At 61.6% G+C, this 24,714-nt stretch carries 26 protein-coding genes; 11 read left to right on the top strand and 15 right to left on the bottom strand.

The features are described from left to right. Positions 1-8: 8 nt before the first annotated feature. From C4N04_RS15435 to C4N04_RS15420, 4 genes are all read left to right on the top strand, one after another. Complete coding sequence (locus tag C4N04_RS15435) at positions 9-950, top strand: substrate-binding domain-containing protein (RefSeq protein ID WP_077989851.1); 942 nt, start codon at positions 9-11, stop codon at positions 948-950. A 69-nt stretch (positions 951-1,019) separates the two neighbouring features. Continuing rightward, positions 1,020-2,042, top strand: coding sequence for an ABC transporter permease (locus tag C4N04_RS15430; RefSeq protein ID WP_077989852.1), 1,023 nt, complete (start codon positions 1,020-1,022; stop codon positions 2,040-2,042). Positions 2,043-2,044: 2 nt separating this feature from the next. Then, positions 2,045-2,806 carry an ATP-binding cassette domain-containing protein gene (locus C4N04_RS15425; protein WP_077989853.1) on the top strand — a complete coding sequence of 254 codons (762 nt, stop codon included), beginning with the start codon at positions 2,045-2,047 and terminating at the stop codon, positions 2,804-2,806. Next, the gene (locus tag C4N04_RS15420; protein WP_077989854.1) at positions 2,803-3,849 is read left to right on the top strand and encodes a hypothetical protein; all 1,047 of its coding nucleotides are present in this window, start codon (positions 2,803-2,805) and stop codon (positions 3,847-3,849) included. The genes C4N04_RS15425 and C4N04_RS15420 overlap by 4 nt, the downstream gene beginning before the upstream one ends. Positions 3,850-4,026: 177 nt before the next feature. Here the strand turns inward: C4N04_RS15420 and C4N04_RS15415 are convergent, their stop codons facing one another. The 6 genes from C4N04_RS15415 to denD all read right to left on the bottom strand — a co-directional run bounded on the left by C4N04_RS15415 (position 4,027) and on the right by denD (position 10,311). Further along, positions 4,027-4,926, bottom strand: coding sequence for a carbohydrate ABC transporter permease (locus C4N04_RS15415; protein ID WP_077989855.1), 900 nt, complete (start codon positions 4,924-4,926; stop codon positions 4,027-4,029). A gap of 12 nt (positions 4,927-4,938) precedes the next feature. Further along, on the bottom strand, positions 4,939-5,865 hold the full coding sequence (locus tag C4N04_RS15410; protein ID WP_077989856.1) for a sugar ABC transporter permease: 927 nt from the start codon (positions 5,863-5,865) through the stop codon (positions 4,939-4,941). Positions 5,866-5,945: 80 nt separating this feature from the next. Then, positions 5,946-7,250: an ABC transporter substrate-binding protein gene (locus tag C4N04_RS15405; protein ID WP_106796448.1), complete on the bottom strand. Its 1,305-nt coding sequence runs from the start codon at positions 7,248-7,250 to the stop codon at positions 5,946-5,948. A 160-nt stretch (positions 7,251-7,410) separates the two neighbouring features. Then, the gene (gene ugpC, locus C4N04_RS15400; protein WP_106796447.1) at positions 7,411-8,478 is read right to left on the bottom strand and encodes a sn-glycerol-3-phosphate ABC transporter ATP-binding protein UgpC; all 1,068 of its coding nucleotides are present in this window, start codon (positions 8,476-8,478) and stop codon (positions 7,411-7,413) included. A 76-nt stretch (positions 8,479-8,554) separates the two neighbouring features. Then, positions 8,555-9,328 (bottom strand): SDR family oxidoreductase, encoded by a 774-nt coding sequence (locus C4N04_RS15395; RefSeq protein WP_106796446.1) that lies wholly within the window; start codon positions 9,326-9,328, stop codon positions 8,555-8,557. Further along, positions 9,325-10,311 carry a D-erythronate dehydrogenase gene (gene denD, locus C4N04_RS15390; protein WP_106796445.1) on the bottom strand — a complete coding sequence of 329 codons (987 nt, stop codon included), beginning with the start codon at positions 10,309-10,311 and terminating at the stop codon, positions 9,325-9,327. Before denD ends, C4N04_RS15395 begins: the two co-directional genes overlap by 4 nt. 383 nt (positions 10,312-10,694) lie before the next feature. Between denD and C4N04_RS15380 the strand changes: the two genes are divergently transcribed. Next, positions 10,695-11,693: a LacI family DNA-binding transcriptional regulator gene (locus C4N04_RS15380; RefSeq protein WP_106796443.1), complete on the top strand. Its 999-nt coding sequence runs from the start codon at positions 10,695-10,697 to the stop codon at positions 11,691-11,693. 41 nt (positions 11,694-11,734) lie between these two features. On the opposite strand, the gene C4N04_RS15375 is transcribed toward C4N04_RS15380, so the two are convergent. Further along, positions 11,735-12,205 (bottom strand): NUDIX domain-containing protein, encoded by a 471-nt coding sequence (locus tag C4N04_RS15375; RefSeq protein WP_106796442.1) that lies wholly within the window; start codon positions 12,203-12,205, stop codon positions 11,735-11,737. 97 nt (positions 12,206-12,302) lie between these two features. Here C4N04_RS15375 and C4N04_RS15370 point away from each other — a divergent pair, with 97 nt between their 5' ends. The 4 genes from C4N04_RS15370 to C4N04_RS15355 all read left to right on the top strand — a co-directional run bounded on the left by C4N04_RS15370 (position 12,303) and on the right by C4N04_RS15355 (position 14,908). Further along, on the top strand, positions 12,303-13,124 hold the full coding sequence (locus tag C4N04_RS15370; RefSeq protein ID WP_106796441.1) for a DUF1206 domain-containing protein: 822 nt from the start codon (positions 12,303-12,305) through the stop codon (positions 13,122-13,124). 41 nt (positions 13,125-13,165) lie between these two features. Beyond that, on the top strand, positions 13,166-13,663 hold the full coding sequence (locus C4N04_RS15365; RefSeq protein WP_106796440.1) for a hydrolase: 498 nt from the start codon (positions 13,166-13,168) through the stop codon (positions 13,661-13,663). Between the two features lie 91 nt (positions 13,664-13,754). Next, positions 13,755-14,288, top strand: a complete 534-nt coding sequence (locus tag C4N04_RS15360) for a GXWXG domain-containing protein (RefSeq protein ID WP_106796439.1) — start codon at positions 13,755-13,757, stop codon at positions 14,286-14,288. Between the two features lie 101 nt (positions 14,289-14,389). After that, positions 14,390-14,908 carry a hypothetical protein gene (locus C4N04_RS15355; RefSeq protein WP_106796438.1) on the top strand — a complete coding sequence of 173 codons (519 nt, stop codon included), beginning with the start codon at positions 14,390-14,392 and terminating at the stop codon, positions 14,906-14,908. A 34-nt stretch (positions 14,909-14,942) separates the two neighbouring features. Here C4N04_RS15355 and C4N04_RS15350 read toward each other — a convergent pair whose 3' ends face one another. The 3 genes from C4N04_RS15350 to C4N04_RS15340 form a co-directional block, all read right to left on the bottom strand. Further along, positions 14,943-15,128 carry a hypothetical protein gene (locus tag C4N04_RS15350; protein WP_040112035.1) on the bottom strand — a complete coding sequence of 62 codons (186 nt, stop codon included), beginning with the start codon at positions 15,126-15,128 and terminating at the stop codon, positions 14,943-14,945. A 99-nt stretch (positions 15,129-15,227) separates the two neighbouring features. Further along, on the bottom strand, positions 15,228-15,584 hold the full coding sequence (locus C4N04_RS15345) for a response regulator (RefSeq protein ID WP_010048629.1): 357 nt from the start codon (positions 15,582-15,584) through the stop codon (positions 15,228-15,230). Beyond that, a complete protein-coding gene (locus C4N04_RS15340; RefSeq protein WP_106796437.1) occupies positions 15,581-17,275 on the bottom strand; it encodes an HWE histidine kinase domain-containing protein in 1,695 nt (564 codons plus the stop codon). Before C4N04_RS15340 ends, C4N04_RS15345 begins: the two co-directional genes overlap by 4 nt. Before the next feature lie 152 nt (positions 17,276-17,427). Between C4N04_RS15340 and C4N04_RS15335 the strand changes: the two genes are divergently transcribed. Next, positions 17,428-18,720, top strand: a complete 1,293-nt coding sequence (locus tag C4N04_RS15335) for a diguanylate cyclase (RefSeq protein WP_040112033.1) — start codon at positions 17,428-17,430, stop codon at positions 18,718-18,720. A 190-nt stretch (positions 18,721-18,910) separates the two neighbouring features. On the opposite strand, the gene C4N04_RS15330 is transcribed toward C4N04_RS15335, so the two are convergent. Both C4N04_RS15330 and C4N04_RS15325 read right to left on the bottom strand, forming a co-directional pair. Continuing rightward, a complete protein-coding gene (locus C4N04_RS15330) occupies positions 18,911-19,393 on the bottom strand; it encodes a DUF2243 domain-containing protein (protein ID WP_051649954.1) in 483 nt (160 codons plus the stop codon). Continuing rightward, on the bottom strand, positions 19,390-19,587 hold the full coding sequence (locus C4N04_RS15325) for a hypothetical protein (RefSeq protein WP_051649953.1): 198 nt from the start codon (positions 19,585-19,587) through the stop codon (positions 19,390-19,392). Before C4N04_RS15325 ends, C4N04_RS15330 begins: the two co-directional genes overlap by 4 nt. A gap of 441 nt (positions 19,588-20,028) precedes the next feature. Between C4N04_RS15325 and C4N04_RS15320 the strand changes: the two genes are divergently transcribed. After that, a complete protein-coding gene (locus tag C4N04_RS15320) occupies positions 20,029-20,232 on the top strand; it encodes a hypothetical protein (protein ID WP_245425584.1) in 204 nt (67 codons plus the stop codon). Between the two features lie 80 nt (positions 20,233-20,312). Here the strand turns inward: C4N04_RS15320 and C4N04_RS15315 are convergent, their stop codons facing one another. From C4N04_RS15315 to C4N04_RS32155, 3 genes are read right to left on the bottom strand one after another with little or no spacing between them, the layout of a single operon-like run. After that, positions 20,313-20,696, bottom strand: a complete 384-nt coding sequence (locus tag C4N04_RS15315; protein WP_010037648.1) for a response regulator — start codon at positions 20,694-20,696, stop codon at positions 20,313-20,315. Further along, complete coding sequence (locus C4N04_RS15310) at positions 20,689-23,784, bottom strand: CheR family methyltransferase (protein ID WP_245425582.1); 3,096 nt, start codon at positions 23,782-23,784, stop codon at positions 20,689-20,691. The genes C4N04_RS15315 and C4N04_RS15310 overlap by 8 nt, the downstream gene beginning before the upstream one ends. Continuing rightward, complete coding sequence (locus tag C4N04_RS32155; RefSeq protein ID WP_245425580.1) at positions 23,741-24,640, bottom strand: chemotaxis protein CheB; 900 nt, start codon at positions 24,638-24,640, stop codon at positions 23,741-23,743. Before C4N04_RS32155 ends, C4N04_RS15310 begins: the two co-directional genes overlap by 44 nt. Positions 24,641-24,714: the final 74 nt, after the last annotated feature.

Here is a 24,714-nt window from a genome sequence, read left to right as displayed (position 1 = left end):
AACGGGACATGCTGAGACGGACTTTTCTGGGCGCGGTGGCCGCATTGGCGCTGATGCCGGCAGCAGCAATGGCGCAGAGTGCGGCGAACAAAACCTTTTACTGGATATCGCACGGCTCCCCGACCGATCCGGTCTGGACCTACTTTCTTCAGGGTGCCGAGAAATTCGCTGCCGATACCGGCGTGAAGGTGAACACGTCCTTCCATTCGAATGATGTACCGAGCCATCAGGAAGCCATCCGCGCCGCCATCGCCGCCGGCGCGAACGGCATCTGCACGACGAGCCCGGGGCCTGGCACCTTGGTGGATGTTGTCAACGAGGCCAACCGGGCCAACATCCCGGTCATCAACTTCAACACCAAGGACCCGGCGCCGGCCTGGAGAGCCTATGTCGGCGTCGATCTCAAGGTCGTCGGCCGCACCTGGGCACAGTATCTGGTCGACCATAAGCTGGTGAAGAAGGGAGATTTCGTCTGGATGCCGCTCGAAGTTCCGGGTGCAGGCTACGGCGAAGAGGAATCGGCGGGTGCCGACGAAGTGTTCAAGCCGCTCGGGATCACTTGGGAAATCCAGGATGCGTCCTACGACCAGGCCGAGGCCATCAACCGGATGACCGACTACGTGACCGCCAACCGTAAGAAGATCAATGCCGTCATCGGTCTCGGCGATCTCGTAACCGGTTCTGTCAAACGCGTGTGGGATCAGGCCGGCATCGCCAAAGGCGAGATTCCGGTGGTGGGATGGGGCAACTCGTTGGATACGACTACGGAGGTCAGCGAAGGTTATGTGAATGCCGGAATGTGGCAGGATCCGTTGGCGACCTCATACATGTGCCTTTCGGCGCTGATGTCTGAAGCGAGCGGAATCCCGATCAACTTCGACATCATCACTGGCGCACTCTACGAGGCCGATAAGGCGCCGTTCTACGCTAAGATCATGGGCGGCAAATAAGCATGCCAACCCGGCATCCGCGGTAGCTTGCCGCGGATGCCTGTTATAGCCCCAACGCGAGAGTCCACCATGATCGAGCAAAGCAGCGACGCTCTTACTCCGCCACGCGACAGGCCTAGCCTGGTCAGGACGTTTATCGCCTATCCGGAATTCGGGCCTTTCGTCCTTCTGATCGCGATGCTCGTCATTTTCACGGCGATCAACCCCGCCTTCCTGTCGCTGATCAATGTCGGCAATGCCCTCACTTTCACCGTCGAACTCGGCCTCATCGCGCTCGCAATGACCCTTCTGATGACCGCGGGAGAATTTGACCTTTCGGTCGGTTCCGTCTTCGGCTTCGCCCCCGTGGTGATGTGGACTTTGTTCAATGCGGACGTGCTTCCCTTACCGCTGGCGTTCCTTGCGGGCATAGCCGTCGCTCTGGCGATCGGTCTTTTCAACGGTCTGTTCGTCACCCGTCTCGCTATCCCTTCATTCCTGGTGACGCTGGGTACGCTGCTGGTCATCCGCGGCACGGCCTTGTGGCTGACGGCCGGCTTTCCGCAGCGCACCTGGGACGCCGAAGAGCAGTGGTTGGCGCAATTGCTGGTCGGCGACTTCTATATCGGCGACCTGCGTGTTTTCATGAGCCTCATCTGGTTCGTAGTGCTAGCGTTGGCGCTACACTACGTCCTGACCCGCACCCGGTTCGGCAACTGGATCCAGGCGACCGGCGGCAATCCCAATGCTGCCCGAAACCGCGGGGTGCCGATCGCCAGGGTCAAGGTCATCCTGTTCATGCTGTCTGCCGCAATGGCGGCCTTTGCCGGCATCGTCTCGTCGATCCGCGTCTCGGCCGCCAACCCCAATGCCGGAACCGGCTACGAACTCGAGGTCATCGCGATGGTGGTGATCGGCGGCACCGTGCTGAATGGCGGCCGCGGGACAATTCTTGGGACCCTGCTCGGCGTCCTGATCCTGCGACTGATGCGCAACGGGATCGTCCTGATCGGGGTGCCCGGTCTCGCCTACAATATTTTCATCGGTGCGATCATCCTGGCGATGATGGCGCTCCATGCCGGCCTCGAGCGCCGGCACAATACGGGGGTCTGAGGATGAGCGGTACCGAAACCCTCGTCGAGATGCGACACATTGAGAAATTCTATGGTCGCGTCCACGCCTTGCGCGATGTCAACCTCACCATAAGAAAGGGCGAGATCGTCGGCCTTCTCGGCGATAACGGCGCGGGCAAGTCCACCCTGATCAAGGTGCTGTCGGGCGCGGTTCCCTACACGTCCGGCCAGATCGTCATCAAGGGCCGCGAAGTGCGGTTGCGCAGCACCAACGACGCGATCGCGAGCGGCATCGAAACCATCTACCAAGACTCTGCCCTGGTCCCGCAGCTTTCCATTGCCCGCAATCTCTTTCTCGGACGGGAGCTCAGAACAGGCCCCCGCTTCCTCGACCGGCTGGATCAGGAGCGGATGAACGCAGTTGCCGCCGATCTTCTGAAGCGAGTCGGCATTTCGAAGAACATTCCGCCCACTACGCCGATCGGATCGCTGTCCGGCGGGGAACGGCAGGCGGTGGCAATCGCACGCGCCATGTATTTCGACAGCGACCTCATCGTCCTTGACGAACCCACCAACAATCTCGGTGTCGCCGAAACCCAGGGCGTGTTGCGTTTCGTGCGCGAGGCACGCGACACCGGGCACTCCTGCATTTTCATCGCGCACAACATCCATCATGTCTTCCAGGTGGTGGACCGCATGGTGGTGATGCGACGCGGCACCGTCGTCGCCGATGATCTAAGCCCCGCGACCTCATCGATCCAGGAGGTCGAAAAGATCATCACAGGCGAACATATCGCGGCATGATCGAGATCCGTGCCAAGGGAATCCGCTTCGGCTTCGATGCGCGGACCGGTCTCCTCGACGGCTTTACCGTGGAAGATGAGGGGCACGAAATCGCTCTGCTGCACCGTGCGCCCTGGGTCGGCACGGAGGAGATAATGCCGCCCGGTACGCCGCCGCATCTGATGGTGCTCGGCGGCGATTTCTTCTGCGCACCCTTCGCAGGCAGCCAAGAGGGATCACCCCTTCATGGCTGGACCGCCAATTCACCCTGGCACGTCACCGAACAGGAGGCCGGGCGGCTGCGGGCCAGGCTGCAACGCACCGTCTGCGGCGCGACCGTCACCAAGGAACTCGAGGTTGAAGACGGGCACGCCTGGGTCTACCAGCGCCATGTCTTCGCCGGCGGGAGCGGCCGCATTGCCATCTCGAACCATGCCAACGTGTCGCTGCCTCGGGGCGGACTCATCAGTTGCTCCCCCAAATCGGCATGGGAGACGCCGCCGGCGCCGCCCGAAGTCGATTCCGCCCGTGGGCGTTCCGGCCTGCGCTACCCCTCGCGGTCAACGGCGCCCGACCGCTTTCCTGGGATCGACGGATCGGTGGATCTGAGCCGGTTCCCGTGGAACCCGCGGCATGAGGATGTCGTCATCGCCATAGAAGGCCGCGAACACAGCTTGGGTTGGACCGCGGTGACGCGGCCGGTCGAGGGAGATCTGTTTCTTTCCCTCCGGAATGCCCGCCGCTTGCCCATGACTATTTTCTGGCATTCCAACGGCGGCCGCGACTATCCCCCGTGGTCGAGCCGACACTTCGGCTGTTTGGGGGTCGAAGAGAGTGCGGCCGCAGCCTTGCGCAGCCACTCCAGCGAAAACGACCTCTCAGGTCCCGGGGCACTCACCCTCGTCCGGGACGGGGAAGCTGAAGCGAGGCATGCCATAGGCGCCATCTCGTGGCCTTCAGGCGAACGCGTCGAGGATATTCGTGTGGTGGACCGCGCGATAGAAGTTTGCGGCGATCGAGGAGGGTTCCGGCGCCTGGCTTTCCGGACGCACTTTCTCGACTGAGGCGAAGGACGCAAGATCGGTGGGTAGAGCCCTGGCCGAAAACCGGGCCACTGAGTATCGGCGTGTTGGAGCGGTTTCGCACTGCTACCCTGCACTGTCAGTGCTGCGTGCAGAGCGGCTTCGATGGCAAGGCAAAATGACTTGCCTTGCCCGTTGCCGATAAGCCCGGTCCGGGCGCTACTCCTTCACCGCGCCCGTCATCGACGACACGTAGTAGTCGACGAAGAAGGAATAGAGGATGACGACAGGCAGCGAGCCGAACAGCGCGCCGGCCATCAGCGATCCCCATTCGAACACGTCGCCGCGCACCAGCTCGGTCAGTACCCCGACCGGAATGGTCTTATTCTCCGAGGACTGGATGAAGGTCAGTGCATAGATGAATTCGTTCCACGACAGGGTGAAGGCGAAGATGCCGGCGGAGATCAGGCCGGGCACGGCGAGCGGCAGGATGATTTTGACCAGGATCTGCCAGCGGTTGGCACCATCGACCAGCGCGCTTTCCTCCAGTTCGAACGGAATGGAGCGGAAATAGCCCATCAGCAGCCAGGTGCAGAAGGGAATGAGGAAGGTCGGGTATGTGAAGATCAGCGCCAGGCGCGAGTCGTAGATGCCGAGCTTGAAGACGATGAAGGCGAGCGGGATGAACAGGATTGACGGCGGAATGAGATAGGCGAGAAAGATGACGAGGCCGATCTGCCGCGAGCCGGTGAAGCGCACGCGCTCGATCGCATAGGCGCCGAAGACCGAGGCCACGAGCGACAGCGCCGTCGACCCCACAGCCACTAGCATCGTGTTCCACAGCCAGCCCGGATAGGAGGTTTCCAGGAAGAGGTATTTGATGTGGTCGAACGTCGGCCCGACCACCCAGAACGGGCTGTAATTGTTGTAATCCGTCAGCTGCTCGTTCGGCTTCACGGCGGTGATCGCCATCCAATAGAAGGGAAAGAGCAGCACAAAGACGAAGACCGCCATCGGCAGGTAGAGCATCACCACGCGGCGCGGCAGGCGGTTCAAATAGCTCATGCCCTCGGCATTGTCGGTCAGGACCTCATCGGCCGTTTTGAGATTGGTCGACATCGTTATACCCCCTTAATCCTGGCCGCCCTGCTGCCATTTGCGGCGCTGCAGACCGAAGAAGCTGAACATGATGGCTCCGAGCAGGAAGGGCACCATGGCAACGGCGATGGCCGCGCCCTCGCCGAGCTGCCCACCCGGAATGCCGCGCTGGAATGACAGCGTCGCCATCAGGTGCGTGGCGTTGACCGGCCCGCCCTTGGTCAGCACGTAGATCAGCTGGAAATCCGTGAAGGTGAAGAGCACCGAGAAGGTCATGACGACGGCGATGATCGGCGTTAGCATTGGCAGCGTCACATAGCGGAATCGCTGCCAGCTCGTCGCGCCATCGAGCGAGGCGGCCTCCTGCAGCGAGGCCGGGATGGTCTGCAGGCCGGCGAGCAGCGAGATCGCCACGAAGGGGATGCCGCGCCAGACATTGGCGACGATGACAGAGATGCGTGCATTTGTGGGATCGCCGAGGAAGTTGATCGGCGCGTCGATCAGGCCGAGCTTCATCAGAGACCAGGAGACGATTGAGAACTGGGAATCGTAGATCCACCAGAAGGCGAGCGCCGAAAGCACGGTCGGCACCACCCAGGGCAGCAGCACAATCGCCCGGAAGAAGGATTTGAACGGAAGGTGCTGGTTCAGAAGCAGCGCCAGCCACAGGCCGAGCGCGAATTTCAGCACCGACGCGACCAGCGTGTAAAGGATGGTGTTGAAGACCGACAGCCAGAAAACCGCGTCATCGGCGAGGAACTCATAGTTCTCCAAGCCGATGAAGATGCCGTCTCGGCCGATCCTCGTGTCGGTAAAGCCAAGCCAGACGCCGAGCCCCAGGGGATAGGTGAGGAAGCAGACCAGAAACACGGCGGCCGGCAGCATGAACAGGAAGCCGAGCACATTGTTGTTCTGCATGAGCGAGGGGCCGCGCGTATCCCCGGATTTCAAGGTCGACATTGCTGGTCTCCAGATTGCATTCAGTCCTTGAGGACATGCGGCATGCCGGTATCAGGCATGCCGCAACCCTCGGTTCCGGATCAGACGCGGTAGTAGCGGTTCGCCCGACGTTCGGCTTCCTTCATCGCGTCCTCCGGCGACTTCTGGCCGGTGACGGCGGCGGCGTACATGTCGACCAGCACATAATCGGCCATGGTCGCGGCCGAGGCATAGCCGAGCGGGCCGGCATAACCGTTCGGGCGCAGCTTTTCCGAAGCGTGCGCATAGGGTGCGTGGACTGGATCGGCGGTCCAGACCGGATTCTTGGCGAAGGCCTTGAGAGGCTGGCAGCAATAGGCGCTGGAGCCTTGGATCCAGGCGTTCATCTGGTCGGCCTCCATCATGAACTTGATGTAGGCCTTGGCCGCTTCCGGATATTTGGTGTGCTTGAAGAGCAGCAGCGAGCTCGTCTGGAAAAGCTCGACGCTCTTGCCGACCGGTCCGATCGGGAAGTTCGTCGTGCGCATGTCCTTGGCGATCTCGGCGAGCTTCGGATCGTTCTTGGCCGTGTAATAGACCGAGACGCCATTTGCGATCAGCGATACCTGGCCCGCCAGGAAGGCGCGGTTGTTGTTGACGTCCTGCCAGCTTTCCGTGCCCGGAATGAAGGTTGCGTAGAGCTCCTTGGCGTAGTTGATCGAGGCGAGCGTTTCCGGGCTGTTGATCGTCACCGTGCCGCTTTCATCGACCATCTTGCCGCCATGGCTCCAGAGCAGCCAATGGGCGTAGTTGTTGCCGTCTCCGACGGCCTTACCATGCGGGAAGCCGGCGGGCGTGCCCTTCGCCTTCATGGCCTTGCACAGCTCGAGGAAGCCCGCGGTATCGTTCGGAAATTCGTTGAAGCCTGCGGCCTTCACATGGCTGTCGCGATAGACGACCGCATTGCCGATCGCCGTCAGCGGCATGGCGATGAACTTGTCGTCGCGGGTGGCGTAACCCTTCACGCCGTCGTACCAGCCCTCATATTTGTTGCCGAGATAGTTGCCGAGTTCGGTGAGATCGACCAGCTTGTCCGGATATTGATGCGCGTCGTCGAACCAGCACATGATGAGATCGGGACCGGAGCCGACATTGGCCGCGACGGCTGCCTTCGGACGTATGTCCTCCCAGCTTTCCTTGTCGATGCGCACTTCCACGCCTGTGGCTTCGGTGAATTTCTTGGTATTGGCGATCCAGGCATCCTCATCGCCTTTCACGAAAGGCGTCCAGCGCAGGAGCCTGAGGCTCGCACCGCTTTCCGGCGTGTAGGTCGGTTCGGCCTGCGCAAAGGACGGTTTGATGCCGAGGCCGGCGACACCGGCAACGGCTGCCGATGCAGCAAGAAATTCACGTCTCTTGATCGTCATGAGATTCCTCCTCATTGAAACAGCGGGAGCAATTCTCCGGCATTCACCTCCCGCTTGGTGAACGGCGGCCTGGCATCTCCGCGGGAGCTTGCGCTCCCGGAATGCTTGCTCTCCGGCGGCAGGGAGAACTCCTCCTCCCCCGTGCCACCGCCGGATGGCATCAGTCGGTCAATCTCTTGCCGCCTTCGGCATCGAAGAGGTGAACATGCGCGGCGTCGATCGCCACGCGGATGGCTTCACCCGGGCGGGCATTGACACGCTCGCGGAAGACGCAACTGACCTCGCTGCCGCCAAGGCGGACGGTCAGATGTGTTTCATAACCGGTCGGCTCGATCACCACGATCTCCGCCGGCAGCCCATTCGGATCGAGCGAGATATATTCGGGGCGCAGCCCGTAAACGAGGTCGCGGCCCACAGCACTCGCGGGCGGATTGGCGACCGGCAGCCGCGTGCCGTTGGCTGCGACGAATTCACCGGGATTTTCCGGATCGAGCCTGCCGTGGATCATGTTCATCGCCGGCGAGCCGATGAAACCGCCGACGAAGAGATTGGCGGGACGGTCGTAAAGCTCGAGCGGCGAACCGATCTGCTCGACTATGCCGTCATGCATGACGACGATCTTGTCGGCCATCGTCATCGCCTCGATCTGGTCATGGGTGACGTAGACGGTCGTCGTCTTCAGGCGCTGGTGCAGCTCCTTGATCTCGGCGCGCATGGCGACGCGCAGTTTCGCATCGAGGTTGGAGAGCGGCTCGTCGAACAGGAAAACTTCGGGATCGCGCACGATGGCGCGGCCCATGGCGACGCGCTGGCGCTGGCCGCCGGAAAGCTGGCGCGGATAGCGGTCGAGCAGCTTGTCGAGGCCGAGGATGCCGGCGGCATATTTCACCCTTTTCTCGGCTTCCGCCTTCGGCGCCTTGTTGAGCATGAGCGAAAAGCCCATGTTCTGCTCCACCGTCATATGCGGATAAAGCGCATAGTTCTGGAAGACCATGGCAATGTCGCGGTCCTTCGGCGGCAGAGTGTTGACGACGCGCCCGCCGATCTTGATCTCGCCGCCGGAAATATTCTCGAGCCCAGCCAGCATCCTCAGAAGAGTGGATTTGCCGCAGCCCGAGGGACCGACGAGGATGACGAATTCGCCATCGGCGATATCGATGTCCACCCCCTTGATGACCGGATGCGCGCCGAATGATTTCCGGACATCTTCGAATTGAACGTTTGCCATACTCCCTCCTCCCAGGTCATGAGCATTACGCAAGCACTGTATCTATGTCGTTTTCGGCCGGCGGCATCCCGCCTTCTCACCCTCGCCCGACGAAGGGCATCTTCGTCGCCATCACTGTCATGGTCAGCACATTGGCGCTGAGTGGCAGGCCGGCCATATAGACGACGGCATCGGCAATATGCGCCGGGTCGATCGTCGCTTCCGCGGCGATGCTGCCGTTTGCCTGCAACACGCCGGCCGCAATCCTCGTTGTCATGTCGCTTGCCGCATTGCCGATATCGATCTGGCCGCAGGCGATGTCGAATTCGCGCCCGTCGAGGGCGGTGGATTTCGTCAATCCTGTTATGGCGTGCTTCGTCGCCGTGTAAGGTGCGGAATTCGGGCGCGGCGTGGTGGCGGAAACGGAGCCGTTATTGATGATGCGCCCGCCGCGCGGGTTCTGGCTCTTCATCAGCCGGAAGGCCTGCTGTGTGCAGAGAAAAGCGCCGGTGAGATTGGCGGCGACGATGGCGTTCCACTGCTCGAACGAGACCTCTTCCAGCGCCACACCAGGCACGGTGACGCCGGCATTATTGACCAGGAGGTCGAGCCGTCCGTATTTTTTCGAGATGGCGTCGAAAAGAGCCCGCACCGAAGCGGGATCGCCGACATCCGCGGAAACCGCGAAGAACTCCGCGCCGGTTTCGCCGCCAAGCTCGCCTGCGGCCTTTTCAAGCACGTCCGTCCGCCGTCCAGAAATGACGACCGTGTAGCCGGCAGCGCCGAGCCCTCGCGATATGGCGCGCCCGACGCCGGTGCCGCCGCCGGTGACAAGCGCGATCCTTGCCTCTCCGCTGGCCGATATGCTCATGCGATCCTCCCGTCGAGTTCATCCTCGATATGTACCTTCAGAATCTCGTCGAAGCTCGTCTCCGCCTTGAAGCCGAGCGAGGACGCTCTCTCCGCAACGAACTGGGTCGGCCAGCCGGCGACGATGCGTTCGATTATGGGATCGGGAACGCGTTTGATCAGAGCGACTGCCTTGTCGCCGGCTACGCGGCGCAAGGCTTCGATCTCTTCGGAGACCAGCGCGGAAAGACCCGGCATGGTGAGGTTGCGCCGGGCGCCGATCTTTGCGGTATCGATCGTCGCGGCATGGACGAAGAAGCCGACGGCCGCGCGCGGGCTCGCGAACCAGTGCCGCACGTTGTCGCTGACCGGAAGCACCGCTTCCTTGCCGACCAGCGGTTCGCGCAGGATGTTGGAGAAGAAGCCCGATGCCGCCTTATTCGGTGTGCCGGGCCGCACGCAAATGGTCGGCAGCCGGATGCCGATACCGTCGAAAATGCCGCGGCGGGAATAGTCGGCAAGCAGCAGTTCGGCGATCGCCTTCTGGGTGCCGTAGCTCGTCAGCGGCGTCGTGAAGAATTCGTCGGGAATAACCTCGGGAAACGGCGTGCCGAAGACGGCGATCGAGGAGGCGAAGACGAGACGCGGCACATAGGCGCTGGTGAGGCCGGCCTGGCGGACCGCATCAAACAGCGCGCGCGTGCCGTCGAGATTGACGGCATATCCCTTGTCGAAATCCGCTTCCGCCTCTCCCGAGACGATGGCGGCGAGATGGAAGATCACGTCCGGCAGGCCTTCGATCAGCCTGTCGGCGGCGCCGGCACCGGCGAGGTCGACCGTCAGCACCGTCGAGATCGGCCGGAGCGGTTCCGGCACCGGCGGCGCAAAGGCGTCCACCAGCGTCAGCCGGGTGACGGGCCGGCCGAAAGCCAGCGGCTCGCGCGCGATCTTCTCAACCAGCTTGCGGCCGACCATACCGGCTGCGCCCAAAATCATCACATGCATGGCGGCTCTTCCTCCCGTTCAGCCGGTGTCTTCGGCAAGATCGCACTGCTCGTCGCATTGTCCTGGCGGTCACTGCCTGTCGCAGCTGGCGGCGCGATCGGAATGTGTCCGATCGAATTCAGATAGGTATGCAACCTGCAGGTCAAGCCGGATTGGCTGATGCGCAGATCTTGGCAGTCAAACATTTCTACGATGCCGGACGCCCGAAGCTTTGTCCGTCTCGTTTCTGCTCGAGGTTTGTTTGCCGGTATCGATACCGGTATCGGTAACAACGCCTATTTTGGTCGCATATGTCAAGTAGTGCGTGTTTTCCTTTTTTGGAAAAGAGCCTATGAATCTGGTGTTGGCCGCTGGCGAGGCAATTCGACTAAGGAATCGGTTCGATGCGCAAATCTACATTGGAAGAGGTTGCCGCCGCGGCCGGCGTCAGCAAGATGACGGCATCGCGGGCCCTTCGGGGCGCGGCCGACGTCTCCAAGGAGACGCGCGAAAAAGTGCTCCAGCAGGCCGAGCGGCTGAGCTATGTCGGCAACCGGCTGGCGCTCTCGCTGTCGTCGCAGCGCACCAACCTCGTCGCCGTCGTCGTTCCCAGCATGTCGAACATCGTCTTTCCCGAAATGCTGGCGGGCATCTCGGCCGGATTGCGGGGATCCGGCATGCAGGCGGTTTTCGGCATCTCCGACTACGACATGGCGAAGGAGCGCGAGATCATTCGCGACATGCTCTCCTGGCGGCCTGCCGCCATTATCGTGACAGGTCTCGATCAGCCGGCAGAAACGGTCAGAATGCTGCAGAATGCGGAGATCCCCGTCATCCAACTGATGGATCTCGACGGCACGCCCATCGATTTCAACGTCGGCCTTTCGCACGGCAAGGCTGGAGAAGAGATGGCAAGGGCGCTTTTGGCGGCCGGCCGGCGGCGGTTCGGCTATATCGGCAGCGCGATCGACCGAGATTTGCGGGCCGGCAAACGAAGGGCCGGCTTCGAGAAGGTGCTGCGCGAGAGTGGCCTTTCATTCGTGGACGAGCGGATCAACGCCCCCTATTCCTCGGTGGCGCACGGCAAGCGGCTGTCGCTCTCCATGCTCGCGGCGACCCGGGATCTCGATTGCATCTATTATTCCAACGATGACATGGCCACAGGCGGCGCCTTTGCATGTCTGGAGCTCGGCATTGCCAGCCCCATGGAAATCCTGATCGCCGGATTCAACGGGTTGGATGTTGCCAGTGCCCTCCCCGTCAGAATCGCGACCTCGATTTCGCCACGGCGCCAGATGGGTGAAACCGCCGCCGCGCTTCTGCTCGCTGCGAGCAGCGGAGACGAAAGCCGCATATCCGAGAAGATAATTGCCTTCACGCCGGAGATCACCGGGGTCGGTTGATGTCCTTACGAAATAGAATGAGGGGAGAAAGGCCGCGGTCATCATTCTCGACCGAGTTGCTTGAGGAGGTCGGCAATCATTGCGCGCTGGCCCTTGAGGATCTTGATCTCCGCCCTCCCGGTTGGAAACCATTCGGCGCGGTCGACCTCGGGGAAATTCTGGATGCGGCCCGATCGCGGTGGCCATTCGATCTGAAACTCCGAACTCCGTATCGCCTCGACACTCAGCGTCGCGTTCGCCTCCGCTGACCAGACGACCACGACTTTTCCGCTGGGCTGGCGATATTCTCCGAGCCGGGCGAAGGCTCCTTGAATTTCGACGCCTACCTCCTCCTGCGCCTCCCGGATCGCTGCTGACAACTCGTCTTCACCGGGTTCGATCAATCCTTTCGGGATCGACCAGGCGCCCTCGTCCTTCTTCGCCCAGAAGGGACCGCCGGGATGGACGAGCAGGACTTCCAGCCGCGTCTCGAAAAAGCGGTAGATGAGAAGTCCGGCGCTACGGACCGGCATCGGCAACTCCCCGGATGATCATGGTCATTCCTCGATGACAACTTTCCGCGCGGTGGTGCGTTAGGGATGACAGCCACACAGACGCACGGAGAATATCATGCCCAAAGGATTTCGTTTCGACCTGCTTGCGAAGAGCGGTTATGTGGCGCGCGGCGCCGTATTCCTTCTTGTGGCGGGCTTGGCCCTCTTCTCCGGCGTCGCCGGGGGAGAGCCGGAAACGAAGTCGGCACTTTCAACGCTTCTCGGACAGCCCTTCGGCCGCGTTTGGGTCGGGCTCATTGGCCTTGGACTTCTTGGTTTCGTCGGCTGGCGACTGGCGCAGTCCCTGGCCGACAGCGATGGCCACGGCAGCACCGCCAAGGCTGTCGCCATTCGCGCGGTTTTCTTCGGCAGCGCTGTCGTCTACCTCGGGCTTGCCGGATACGCGCTGGGACACGCACTTTTCAGCGGCGGCGGAAGCGAGGGATCGGGTGAGAAGGGCTTGGCCCAATGGATCATGTCGCAGCCGTTCGGCGCCTATCTCGCCGTGGCCGTCGGCCTCGGCTTTATCATCGGCGGGGTGGTGACGGCAGCCAAGGGCATTACAAAGAAATTCGAGCGCTATCTCAGGCTCGCCGACGCCAGCGGCGTGGTGACCACGGTCTGCATATACGGGCTCGTCGCCCGCGGCGTCGTTTTTGCGATCATGGGAATCTTTTTCGCCTATGCCGGCTTCCGCGTCGACCCGCAACAGGCGGGCAGTATGGCGGACGCGCTTGAGTGGGTGAGACAGCTCCCGTTCGGCTCGATCCTCTACATCGCCGTCGCGATCGGACTGGCGGCCTTCGGTGTCTATAACCTCATTGAAGCGCGCTATCGCATCGTGCGAAGCCCTTCCCTTGCCGATGTCAAACATCCGATCGCGACAGCTGGCCATTAGCCACGGCTTTTCAACGGCGCGGGCTGCGCCATCTCTGTCAGATGATCTATTTTACCGGCGATACCCATTTTGCAGATCCGCGCGTCCTCCGCATCGACCGGCGCCCCTTCCCCGACATGGCCTCGCATGATGTGACGCTGATCCGGAACTGGAACGAGATCGTCGGTCCGCAGGACGACATCTGGCATCTCGGCGACGTCATGTCTTTCCGCGGCGGGGACTGCGACCAGCTGCTTTCCATGCTGAACGGGCGCAAGCACCTCATCGTCGGGAACAATGATCCTCCGACGACGACGGAGGCGACGGGATGGGCAAGTGTTCAGCACTACAAGGAGATGACGCTGGACGACCATCTGCTGATCCTGTGCCACTACCCGTTCCGCACCTGGAACAAGATGGGCAAGAAATCGATCAATCTGCACGGACATTCCCACGGCCGTCTGAAGCCCCTGCCGCGCCAGTACGATGTCGGCGTCGATCGGCAGGGCCTCAGGCCGGTGTCTCTGGATGCCTTGTTGTCAACGAAGCGCGGGCTTTGATCCCGCCGCATCGATAGAGGATGATCTGGCCGGTGGCGCCGCCGTTTGCTTTATGGTGGGCGAGAGATTTCGCTAGCGTGACTGGAAACGGATGGAAAGCATGGGTCGGCAGGACGAGATGAAGGCCTGGTTCTCTTCGCTGAAGCCGGTTCGGCCGGGCGAGATGATCGGCTTGTGGAGGGGGGCGGGCATTCCGTCCGATCACCCGCTCGACGGCGTTCTCGAGAACCTTGGCTGGTTCGGCAAGCGGTTTCACGGCGACATGCGCGCGGACGCACTGCTCTTTCAGTGGCGTGCGGATCGGCTGGTGGCCATTGAACCCCGGTTTTTACCAGTCGGACTGGCCATCAAGGCCGCACCGTTCGGGCGCACAAGGGTTGCGCGGACCTGGTTCTCCTATCTGCAGAAGGCATTGCGTGCGCGGGGCACGACCGCATCGCTTGCGCTTCAGACCTCGGGGGACGACGCCACCGCGGCAATGCGTTACGACGGGCAGCCGATCGTCGATTATTTTCGCAGGATGAATGCGCAAGAGCTGGCTGGCATGATGTGTGTTGCAGGTGACGACCGTCGTTATTTCTTCAAGCTGCGCAGAATCGACGCCATCGCAGCGACGGAGGCGTAAGTCGTAAAGCGCCGCCATTCACGCGCAACAAAAACGATCCGACGCCGGGAACAATCTGCCATGCTGATCTGTTGTCCGAACATGCAAATTTGGGGGCTACCATGCGTACTTTCCTGATCGCAACTTTGCTCCTGCTGTCTCGTCTTCCTGTCGGGGCAATGGCGTCAGAGGTCGGTTTTTTGCAGTCTTTGGCCGGCGACTGGAGCGGGACTGGAAAGGTGCTCACGCGGATTGGCGGCACGAACCTGAACGTCTCCTGCACCCTCCGATCTGATGCGAGCGCATCCACCGTTTCGATGAACGGCAAGTGTCGCGGCCTTGCGGTTTTCACCAGAACCTTCTCGGCGACCGTCAAGGCTGACGGAGAGCGTTATACCGGCAATTATGTCGGGCCGTTAGGACTGCCGTCGAAGCTTGCAGGCAGCAGGAAAGGTACCGCCCTCAACCTGCGTGTGACCTGGGCGCGGCTGGTCAACGGTGATCGAGACGCAGTTTTGATGATCGAGAAAGTCGGGCAGAACCGGCTTCGGCTGCAGACCGTCGACCAAGATCCTGCTTCTGGCCAGTCGGTCGTGACCAGTCGCATCGATTTGCAGCGGCCCTCGGCGGCTAAGAGATAGCAGGCCGCGCAACATCCCGATCGCTGCCTTGGTTTCAGTGCTTTTTGGCGTGATGGTCGCCGCGATCGCCTTCTCCGGGCTTCGCATCATTCTTCGCCTTGCGCCGCTTGTCGGCCGACAGCGAGCGGCCGACGTCCGCCGACTCGGTGAAGCGGCCCTGATCGTTGCGGCGGACGTAGCGCTTGTCGGTGCCAGTATCGATGAGCTCACGTTTGGACATGATGTTCTCCCGCTGTTTGATCAGGGAAACGCACAGGATTCCAAAAGGATGCATTGGCCGCGGTATATCAGGTGGCTAGCCGGTGCCCCGGCTCACCTATTAGGCGGCCATTCTGACGAGCGCGTCGCAGAGCTGGCGAGTATCGTAAGGCTTGGGGAAGAAAACGCCACGCTCGGGCAATTCATCTTTGCCCGGCTGCTTCATGCCGGAGACGATGATGATTTCGACGGGCGGCCAGCGATTGCGGACGGCATTTGCGAGTTTCAAACCGTCCATGCTTCCCGGCATGTCGATGTCTGTGAACAGGATCCGAATCCCGGGCACACTTTCGAAGAGCATGAGAGCCTCATCGGCATTGCGTGCTTCGAGCGCTTCCAAGCCTGCTTCCTCGACGATGCCGACTGCCATCATCAGCAGCAGAGCTTCGTCCTCGACCACGACTACCTTGGTTTTCATGTTCTGCTCGTATGCAAGTCATCCTTACCCAGAGGGTCAACTTCGCCTTTCGCAACCGGTTCCCCGATCAAAAATATTACTTCGAAGACGAGACCCCCGGGCCTGTAGTCCGACCTGGAGCGCGCCTGCGCCTTCGACGGGAAGGCCCGCTCGATCAGCACCGAACCGAAGCCCCGTTTCATCGGCGTCGAAACCGGCGGTCCACCCGCTTCCGTCCAGACGAGAAGGACGCGTCCGTCATCGTGCTTCCACTCGATGGTGACGGTTCCATACTCGCTTCCGAGACTTCCATACTTGGTTGCGTTGGTTGCCAGCTCGTGCACCACGAGCGAAAGCGGCAGGGCGATGTCTGCGGGAAGAACCACTTCCGGGCCATCCAGGCGAATGCGCTCGGTCTGCGACGCGACGTGGGCGCGCAAGGCTGCGGAGACAATCTCCCTGACGGGCGAGGCCGACCCCTCGCGCGACAGGATGAGATCATACGTGCCGGCGAGCGCTGCGAGCCTCTCGGCGAAGGAATTGTATCTTTCCGGATCGGAGCGCGAGAAGGTTTGCCGGGCGATCGCCTGAACGAGGGTGAAGCCATTCTTGACCCTATGCGCCAGTTCGCGGACAAGGAGGCTGCGCTCCTCCTCCGCCTCTTGGCTCTGGCGTCTTCGTTCATCGAGTTCGTCAAGCAGCCGGTCGAGGGTCGCACCGACGACATCGAGCTCGTCTGGTCCTTTCATGCCGGTCCGCGCCGTCGTTTGGCCGCCGCGCCACTTTTCCATTACATCCGCGATCCTGGAAATCGGCGCCAGAATGAAGCGGTTGCCGATGAAGATGGCGGCGAGGAAAGCGAAAAGCGCGCCGCCGAAAATGGCGAGCGTGTTCATCAATGTCGCCCGGTTGATCGGCGCGAAAACCTCCGGTTTCGAGAAGCCGGCGCTGACATAAAGGGGGCTGGACGGCAGAGCGATCGGGCGATAGCCGAGGATGCGCGCTGTTCCGTCCTGGCCGATGATCTCGACCACGTCGGGCTGCTCGGCATGGACCAGGCGCTGGTATTCGTCGGATATGACAGTGCCGACGAACCGTTCGGGAAGGGGGACGCGCGCGACGACGATTCCCTTGTCGTCGGCTATGGTCACCTCGTTGCCCGGCGCTACGCCGCGCTCGGTAATGCGGTTCTGCAGCCAGTCCACCCGGATCCCGCTGACGATAACGGCCTTGACGGCGTCGCCTTCCGTCAGCGGCATGGCGAGCGGCAGCACGGGTCTGTCGACAAGGCGGCTCTGGGTATAGTTGCCGACGGCAAAGCTCTTGGTCTTGAGCACCTGCTGGAAATAGTCGCGATCTGAGAACGTCACGCCATCGGGAAAAGCCATGCTGCCGCAGACCGGCCGTCCGTCGAGGCCGACGACGAAGATGGTGCGGATGTTCGGAATGTTCTCGGCGACCGATTTGAGAGCTTCATTGCAGCCTCGGACGTCGAGGTGCCGCACGGACGGCATAGCGGACACGGAGACGAGTAGGGCGCGCAGGCCCTCCACGATCCTGTCGACTTCCGAAGATGCTTGTCTGGCCGCTTGTGCCGCGGATGCGCGCACTTCTTCATTGCGCTGATGGCGGAGCGCGATTTCGTTGTAAACGAGCATCGCCACCACCGGCGCCAGCGCCGCGACCGCAACTGCGACCAGCTTAAGTCTCATCCTGCTCCCTCTCGGAACAAGCTAGTTAGCATGTTCGAAAGGGTCTGGCCCAGATCACGCGGCCAAACTTGTTTACAAAATATCAACGCAGGAATCAGGACGTCCGCGCGGCAGCCTTGCCGAGTTTCCGATTGCGGCTAGATAGAGCAAAGATGAATGATGCCAAAAGCACGTCCTTCGACCGTCCTGCAGCCGGGTCTTTCTCGCCGCAGCCGTTGACCGGCGCGATGGCGGATGAGGTCGAACGCCTTTTATCGGGTCGAACCCGCGACATTCGCCTGTCGGGCGACCTGCGGCGCCGGTTCGACGAAAGGCTATGGCGCCAGAGGGCGAAAGTCATTCGGTCCTGGATGACATGGGTCGCTTTCGTCGGCGTTCTGACGCTGGCGCTGAATGCCATGCTGCTTCCCCGTGAGGTTGCCCTGTTGATGGTCGCCCCGGCCTGCCTGCTGCCGCCGGCGGCGATCCTGACGGCGCTCGTCTGGACCAAGCCGCGCCCGGCGGCGGTTCAACGCGCATCGCTCCTCGGCGGAATGTGCCTCATTCTGCTGTCGGTCGCACTCGTCGGCGTCTTTGCGGGAGGCGAATTCTACGAGCGCCATCTGACCATCATGCTGTTCGTCGCCACAAGCGCCATCACCATCTTCAGCGTGCCGCTCGGCTGGACGATCGCCATCGCCTGTTATGCCCTCTGCCTCTATTTCGCCTTTCAATGGTACAACCCGCTCGTGGAAGCGGGCAGTGTCGTGGCCGGGACCCTGTTCTTTTCCTGTGGGATCATCGCGACCGTGGTCGCCAGGCGAACGATGAACATCCTGGCGCAGAAGACATTTCTGCTCGACTGCAGGGACCAGCGCCGCGTCGCGGAATTGGCCGATGCGAATGCCCGATTGGAACGGCTGGCCAGAACCGATCCGCTGACGGGGATCGCCAACCGGCGCTGGATGATGGAAACGCTTGAGAGCCTCTGGCGCCACGGCCGTGAAACCGGCATCGTCGCCATGCTCATGTGCGACATCGACCACTTCAAGGCGCTCAACGACAAGCTCGGGCATGGCGAAGGTGATCGCTGTCTTGTCAAGATCGCCGGCATCATCCAGAGCTGCGTGCGTGCCGATCGCGACCTCGTCTCACGACACGGCGGCGAGGAATTTCTCATCGTCCTTCCCGATGTCGAAGAAGAAGATGCGGTCGCGGTGGCGAAGCGAATACGTGAAAGCGTGGAAGCCGCCGCGCTTCCGAACCCGTCTTCCAGCGTCGGCCCGTCGGTGACGCTGAGCGTCGGCGTGGCCTTCAAATCGGCGGTCGACACCGGCGTTTCCCTGGCTGATCTCCAGCACGAGGCCGACATGGCTCTTTATCGCGCCAAGGAAGCGGGGCGCAACCAGGTCTCAGTCTTTCGCCGTCCGCCGCCTGCTGCGGAACAGATCGCCGCCCGACGCTGACATGTCCGGGGCTGGTTTGCCGTCAGGGCGCGAAACCAAAAAGCTGCGAATGGAAAAATTGTCCTCGGGTGAACCGCACTCGGAATGGTAGAGCGGCCCAGACTGGTTGGGTGGCGAAGACACGGTCCAGACCGAAGGCAGCCCATCATGGCGGTCCGGAACTCGCGGAGCAGAAAAGGGCTGCTATCAGTCATACTCGCCTGCGGATCATTGTCCAGCCGACAGCGAGCATGACCGCTCCCCACGCTAAGAAGCCGATATCCCAGTAGAGCCATGCTGACCGATCGGCAGTTTCATTCACATGATGGATGCCCAGCAGCTGGTGGTTGACCAGTCCTTCCACAAGGTTGAACAGGCCGAAGCCTGTCAGCGCCGTGCCGATCAATTCCTTGGTTGACCAGCGGAAATGCGGGCGGCGCGCCGAGCGCCAGAAAATGAACAGGCCGGCGAGAAGGAACAGATAGGTCGCCGAGTGGAAAACCCCGTCCCAGAAGGTGTTGAACGCGAGGTTGTCGATAGAGTCGATCGGATACCAGGCACTGAACATGTGGTGCCACTGCAGCAGCTGGTGGAAGACAATGCCGTCGAAGAAGCCGCCGAGGCCAAGGCCGAACAGGATACCCGAGGACCGTGGGAAGTGCCGATCAATGGCCACGCGGGTGGTTGAGCTCATCGGATCACCGGGATCGCCGCCGTGGAAACTGCGGAGATGAAGCCGGCAGCGCTCAGGCCGAAGGTCAGATATTCTGCCGCTCTTTGCCGGTGGACGAGCTCCGCATTTTCACGGCCGGCCGCAAGGCCGCCAGCTATCCAGCGCGCCAACGTCAACCAACCGAGGAGCAGCGCCGACTGCCTTGCCGTGTTCATTGCCTGCTCCCGTTCCTGATGGCCGCCGGCAGGGAATTTCCCGTGCGGATTTACCAGTAACAAGGCGAGGTTCGCTTTGTTTCTGTGCGGTATCGCACGTTGCTGTGGATGCTGGCCGTGGCGCAGGAGCGTGGGCGAGGCCTCTTGCGGAGGGCATGTCTGCGTGTGCAATGTGACGGCAACGGTTGGTGACTTTCGTGGGAGGAGGTAGCCGGATGATTGCCATACCGCGATAATGCGGCTTCAGATCGGTTTGACGCGGCGGCGAACTTTCTCTTGCAATCGCCCGCGCTCCAAACGGTGTCGGCGGCACGGTTGAACGCCGAAGAATCCCTGCCTCTTGCGACCAACGATTACTGTTTCCTCAGGTAGATATCAGGCGCATGATCTGCCGCGGGAGGAAAGGAGGTCCACATGGACCGGACAATGGTGGAGAAACATTTGCAGCAGGCGCGCGAGCATGTCGCTGCGGGAGAACTGCACCTGGCTCGGCAGCGTGAGATCGTGGCTGAGCTGATCGATCGCGGCGCCGACGTCACGGAAGCGAATCGGCTTCTGATGAATTTCGAAGAGTCTCAGATCATGCATGTTGCTCACCTCGACAGGCTCAAGGCGGAGCTTCTTGCGTTGGCAAGCGGGGCGTGAGGCAAGCAGACAGGCGGAGCCTGACGGTTGCAGCGCTTATCGACGGACCGGCAATTTGTCCGACGATAGTGGACATGGGATTATGACTGGTGTGCGGCGGCGATTGCCGCTTGCAGCGTTTCTATCAGCCGCGACATGTCGACGGGCTTGGCATAGCAGCTCATCGACTTGAACCTTGCTGGTAACGTCGAGGCGTCGTAGCCGGTGGTGAACACGAAAGGAACATGGCGTTCCAGAAGCGTGTCGGCAATCGGATACACCTGCTTTCCATGCAGATTGACGTCCAGGACCGCTGCGTCGAGGACATCGGCTGCGGTCAGCAGCTCGAATGCGCGCTCAAGAGATTGCGCCGGTCCCAGCACGAGCGCACCCGCCTCGGCGAGTTGCTGGGACATGTCCTCCGCCAACATGAACTCGTCCTCAACGATGAGCACGCGGCGTCCGCGCAGCAGCCCTTCAGCCATAGACTTCGGCCTCGATCAGATTGCTGAGAGAAACCGGAATTGCGATCGTGCAATGAACCCCGTCCTCACCGAGAACGTAGGACGTCTTCGCATCGAGCTGATAAGGCAGCGCTCGCTCTATCAGTTCGCGGCCCTGACCACCCCCTTGCGGCCCGGAATCCGCGGGTGGCATTTTCACCCCGCTTTCCTGCCATTCGACATGCAGCCATGGCTTGCCGCCTTCGCCGGATTGCTCGACGCGCCAGGTGATGGCCAGATGCGCCCGGGCCTGGCTGAGCGCTCCATATTTGGCCGCGTTGGTGCCGAGTTCGTGCATGGCCAATGCCATTGTCTGCACGGTCGTGGAACGAAGCCTGACGCCATCAGGACCTTGCAGGCTTATCCGGCTGTTTTCGCCTTCCAGCGTGCCATGCGCGGCTAGTTCAGAGCGGATGAGCTGGTCGAAGGTTATGCGATCGCCTTCCTGCAGCCGCGACAAGAGGCCCTGCACTCGAGCCAACACGTCCAGACGGTCCCGGAACCTTTCGTGGAAGTCGGCCAGATCGGTGCTGGTGCGCATGGTCTTTTCGGCCATCGACCGGACGACGGCCATCAGGTTACGCGTGCGGTGCTGAAGCTCGGCGACGAGAACCTTCATCCGCTCGGCAGAGGCTTTTTCCTCGGTAATATCGCGGCCGATACCGCCGATCTGCTTGACGTTTCCTTCCTCGCCGAAAAGCGGGAAATCCGCGTTCCGCAACCAGCGGATCTCGTGGTCAGAGGCGCGCCTGATGCGGTACTCGAATTCGACGCGCTCGCCATTCCGCACCCGGCCGATCTCGGAGAGCGCCTGTTCCCGATCTTCGGGAATGATCAGTTCCGCCCAGCTTCGGAAATTGTTGCCGGTCATCGCCTGCTCGCGGTCGACACCATAGATGGTCTCGAAGGCCGGCGTCAGATAGACCCATTGCAGCGTCTCCGCATCGCGGATCCACAATACGTCGGTGGAGGCTTCGCCGAACAGGCGGAACTGCTCCTCCCCCTGCCGCAGAGCTGCCTGCGCCTGTTTTCGGGCCGAGATGTCGATGCAGAACTCGGCGACCGTGCCGTCGCCAAGATCGCGACCGGCAAACAACATCCAGCGACGCGTCCCGTCGGCGAGAAAATACTCCTTCTCATAGGGGCCGATTTTGCCCGTTTCTTGCAGAACCTCCATCTGGGCCTCGCTCTCGGCGTGGTGCTCCTCCGGGGTCAGCCGGCGCCAGTGCAGGTCGCCGCGCTCCATTTGCGAGCGGGTGTAACCCGACATCTTCAGGAAGACTTCGTTGGCGTCGAATATGACACCATCCTGATTGAGGAAAATTACGCCGACCGCATCCGTTTCCAGGACTCGCTGCAGGCGCTCCTCACTGCGTCGAAGCGCAACTTCAGCCTCGTAAGTGGCGGTCAGGTCGGTGAAGGTTACGACAGCACCGCTGATATAATTGTCGACGCTGCGGTAAGGCAGGGCGCGTGCGGCGTAGTGCCGGTTGTTGGTGGGATCGCTGACCTTTCGGTCAGTAGGCACAAGCGTTCTGAGAACGAGGCGAACATCATCCAGCAGTTCCGGATAGGCGACGCGAGAGACGACATGGTCGAGCGGCCGGCCGACATCGGTGTCGAGCAGATGGAATATTTCGGTCGCAGCCGGGGTAAAGCTCCTGACGCGCAGATCGTTGTCGAGGAAAACGGTGGCGATCTGCGTTGCCTCGAGGAGGTTCTTCAAGTCGGAATTGGTCCGGTCAAGTTCGGTAACACGGTGGGCAAGCTCGCCGTTGACCGTCTGCAGTTCCTCGTTGACCGACTGCAGCTCTTCCTTCGAGGTTTCCATCTCCTCATTGGCCGACTGCAGCTCTTCGTTGATCGACTGATATTCTTCGTTGGAGGATTTGAGCTCCTCGTTTGTCGATTCCAGCTCCTCGATCGTCGCCTGCAACCGGTCACGAGTGACGCGCAGATCGGTCTCGAGACGTTGGACGTGCTCTTCGCTCGTCAGCCTTCCGCCATCGGGCGCAGTGCCTTCGGCCACCTGCCCCGCGTCTTGAAACAGGACGATCAGCGAGGTGACGTCGCCGCTGCCGAGCGGTTCGACGATGATGTTAACGGCGTAGGTGCGGTCATCCTGGCGCAGCAGCACCCGTGGCACCTCGACCTTGACGGCTTCCGTCGTCGCACGCTGCAGGGCCGAACGCATGTCGAGTCGGAGGTCGCGATGGGCAAGGCTCAACAGGTTGAGCGTCGCCGTCCCCGACGCCGGTTCGAGATAGCGGCCTGTGCGTCCGGAGAAATGCAACACGTCGTAATGCGAATCGACGACCACATAGGCGGGGGCGAAGCGCTCGGCGACGACCTCCGCCTGCCGGCTGATCGTAGCCGACAGCCGCCCGGTCTGCAGCATCGGAGCCGGTGCCGAAAGCGGATGGTCGGGGCTCCGCGGGCGCGGACTGAGCGGGAAATCGGGAATAATGCGAGTGGCCGTTTCCAGCCTTCGAAACAGCCGATTTTTGCGGTCGACGGGTGCAAAAAGCTTGGCGTGGCGGGTGACGTTTTCCGAAGAACCCAAAAACAGGATGCCGCTTGGCCTGAGGGCAAAGTGGAAGATCGGGATCACCCGGTTTTGCAGCTCACTGTCGAGATAGATCAGCAGGTTCCGGCAAGACAGGATGTCGATGCGCGAGAATGGCGCATCCTTGACGATGTTGTGCGGCGAGAAGATGCACATTTCCCGCAATTCCTTGACAACGCAATAGGTGTCGCCTTCACGCACGAACCAGCGGGCCAGCCGTTCGGGCGGTACCTGTGAGGTTATCGCCGCGGAATAGCGGCCGCCACGCGCGATCCCCAGCGCGCGCGCGTCAAGATCGGTCGCGAATATCTGCACATCCGGGGGGTAATCCATGGTGGCCATATGCTCGCGTAGCAGCATGGCGATCGAGTAGGCCTCCTCGCCGGTGGCGCAACCGAGCACCCAGACGCGCAACTGGTCTCCCGGCTCCTTGCCTTCGAACAGCCTAGGAATCTCGCGCTCAAGCGCTTCGAACTCGGCCGGATCCCTGAAGAACTGCGTCACGCCGATCAAAAAGGTCCTGGAAAAGGTTCTGGACCTCGTCGCGGCTGGCGCGCAGCCGCTCGATATAGGCCTCGATGCTGCCGATCTGCAGCACCTGCATGCGTCGCTGAACGCGCCGCGTGAAGGTGCCGCGCTTGTATCCGTGGAAGTCATGGCTGGTGACATTGCGGAGAATGGTGGCAATCTGCGTGATCTGCGCCTCGATCGCGCTTGGCGGTTCGTCATCGAGACCAGCGTCTTCTTCCTCGGTCACATTGCCGGCGTATAGCGAGATATGCGTTGCAATCCCCTGTGCCGCCAGGCGCAGGTCGGCAATTGCCAACGCCCCTCCCCCTTCCTCGGGAGATCCACCATCGGCGCCTTCGCCTGACTCCACAATCGACAGGCCGCCAAATTTCTTGGTCGCCGCCACACCGGCTGTTCCGTCACTCTCGAGCCCCCTGAGGACTACGGCAATGGCACGCTCCTGGGCATGCTCCGCGAGTGAGATCAACATCGTGTCGATCGTGCCCCGATGGCCGATCGGCTCCGATGCCGGCCGAATGCGGATGTGACCGTCTTCGAGGGTCATCATATCGTCCGACCCGCCGATGTAGATATGATTTGGAACAATCCGCTCTCCATCGACTGCGACCGTCACCGCCAGTCGATCCTGCCGACCGAGCATATCAAGAACGGCAGCGGCATCGACCCCTTCCTGACGCACCGCCACAAGGTAGGATGCACCGAGGTCTGGGTTGATCTGCGAGAATATCTGTTCGAGTGAGCTAACAGATTGCGCACACACGGCTATGCCGACGATCACGACCGGCTGTTCGTGGCGGCCCTGGTCAGGCGCGCTTGCCTGCTGCTCCATGCTTTGCTGTTCGTCGTACGCCATCATCGATCCATGCCTCTGCTGCGCCGACTCTAGACGTTCGGCACAGCAGA

Origin of the sequence: Rhizobium sp. H4 (assembly GCF_003013335.1) — a bacterium.
GTDB lineage: Bacteria > Pseudomonadota > Alphaproteobacteria > Rhizobiales > Rhizobiaceae > Rhizobium > Rhizobium sophoriradicis.
Note: the sequence above shows the minus strand (reverse complement) of the source record. Positions and strands in the feature narration are given on the sequence as shown.

Bases quoted from the DNA above. Each gene is read 5' to 3' on its own strand.
- C4N04_RS15370 (WP_106796441.1), top strand. From the start codon at position 12,303: ATGCCCAAAGGATTTCGTTTCGACCTGCTTGCGAAGAGCGGTTATGTG.
- C4N04_RS15380 (WP_106796443.1), top strand. From the start codon at position 10,695: ATGCGCAAATCTACATTGGAAGAGGTTGCCGCCGCGGCCGGCGTCAGC.
- C4N04_RS15330 (WP_051649954.1), bottom strand. From the start codon at position 19,393: ATGAGCTCAACCACCCGCGTGGCCATTGATCGGCACTTCCCACGGTCC.
- C4N04_RS15430 (WP_077989852.1), top strand. From the start codon at position 1,020: ATGATCGAGCAAAGCAGCGACGCTCTTACTCCGCCACGCGACAGGCCT.
- C4N04_RS15350 (WP_040112035.1), bottom strand. From the start codon at position 15,128: ATGTCCAAACGTGAGCTCATCGATACTGGCACCGACAAGCGCTACGTC.
- C4N04_RS15375 (WP_106796442.1), bottom strand. From the start codon at position 12,205: ATGCCGGTCCGTAGCGCCGGACTTCTCATCTACCGCTTTTTCGAGACG.
- C4N04_RS15395 (WP_106796446.1), bottom strand. From the start codon at position 9,328: ATGAGCATATCGGCCAGCGGAGAGGCAAGGATCGCGCTTGTCACCGGC.
- C4N04_RS15365 (WP_106796440.1), top strand. From the start codon at position 13,166: ATGATCTATTTTACCGGCGATACCCATTTTGCAGATCCGCGCGTCCTC.
- C4N04_RS15325 (WP_051649953.1), bottom strand. From the start codon at position 19,587: ATGAACACGGCAAGGCAGTCGGCGCTGCTCCTCGGTTGGTTGACGTTG.
- ugpC (WP_106796447.1), bottom strand. From the start codon at position 8,478: ATGGCAAACGTTCAATTCGAAGATGTCCGGAAATCATTCGGCGCGCAT.
- C4N04_RS15410 (WP_077989856.1), bottom strand. From the start codon at position 5,865: ATGTCGACCTTGAAATCCGGGGATACGCGCGGCCCCTCGCTCATGCAG.
- C4N04_RS15415 (WP_077989855.1), bottom strand. From the start codon at position 4,926: ATGTCGACCAATCTCAAAACGGCCGATGAGGTCCTGACCGACAATGCC.
- C4N04_RS15335 (WP_040112033.1), top strand. From the start codon at position 17,428: ATGAATGATGCCAAAAGCACGTCCTTCGACCGTCCTGCAGCCGGGTCT.
- C4N04_RS15355 (WP_106796438.1), top strand. From the start codon at position 14,390: ATGCGTACTTTCCTGATCGCAACTTTGCTCCTGCTGTCTCGTCTTCCT.
- C4N04_RS15420 (WP_077989854.1), top strand. From the start codon at position 2,803: ATGATCGAGATCCGTGCCAAGGGAATCCGCTTCGGCTTCGATGCGCGG.
- C4N04_RS15340 (WP_106796437.1), bottom strand. From the start codon at position 17,275: ATGAGACTTAAGCTGGTCGCAGTTGCGGTCGCGGCGCTGGCGCCGGTG.
- C4N04_RS15345 (WP_010048629.1), bottom strand. From the start codon at position 15,584: ATGAAAACCAAGGTAGTCGTGGTCGAGGACGAAGCTCTGCTGCTGATG.
- C4N04_RS32155 (WP_245425580.1), bottom strand. From the start codon at position 24,640: ATGGAGCAGCAGGCAAGCGCGCCTGACCAGGGCCGCCACGAACAGCCG.
- C4N04_RS15315 (WP_010037648.1), bottom strand. From the start codon at position 20,696: ATGGCTGAAGGGCTGCTGCGCGGACGCCGCGTGCTCATCGTTGAGGAC.
- C4N04_RS15360 (WP_106796439.1), top strand. From the start codon at position 13,755: ATGGAAAGCATGGGTCGGCAGGACGAGATGAAGGCCTGGTTCTCTTCG.
- denD (WP_106796445.1), bottom strand. From the start codon at position 10,311: ATGCATGTGATGATTTTGGGCGCAGCCGGTATGGTCGGCCGCAAGCTG.
- C4N04_RS15425 (WP_077989853.1), top strand. From the start codon at position 2,045: ATGAGCGGTACCGAAACCCTCGTCGAGATGCGACACATTGAGAAATTC.
- C4N04_RS15405 (WP_106796448.1), bottom strand. From the start codon at position 7,250: ATGACGATCAAGAGACGTGAATTTCTTGCTGCATCGGCAGCCGTTGCC.
- C4N04_RS15435 (WP_077989851.1), top strand. From the start codon at position 9: ATGCTGAGACGGACTTTTCTGGGCGCGGTGGCCGCATTGGCGCTGATG.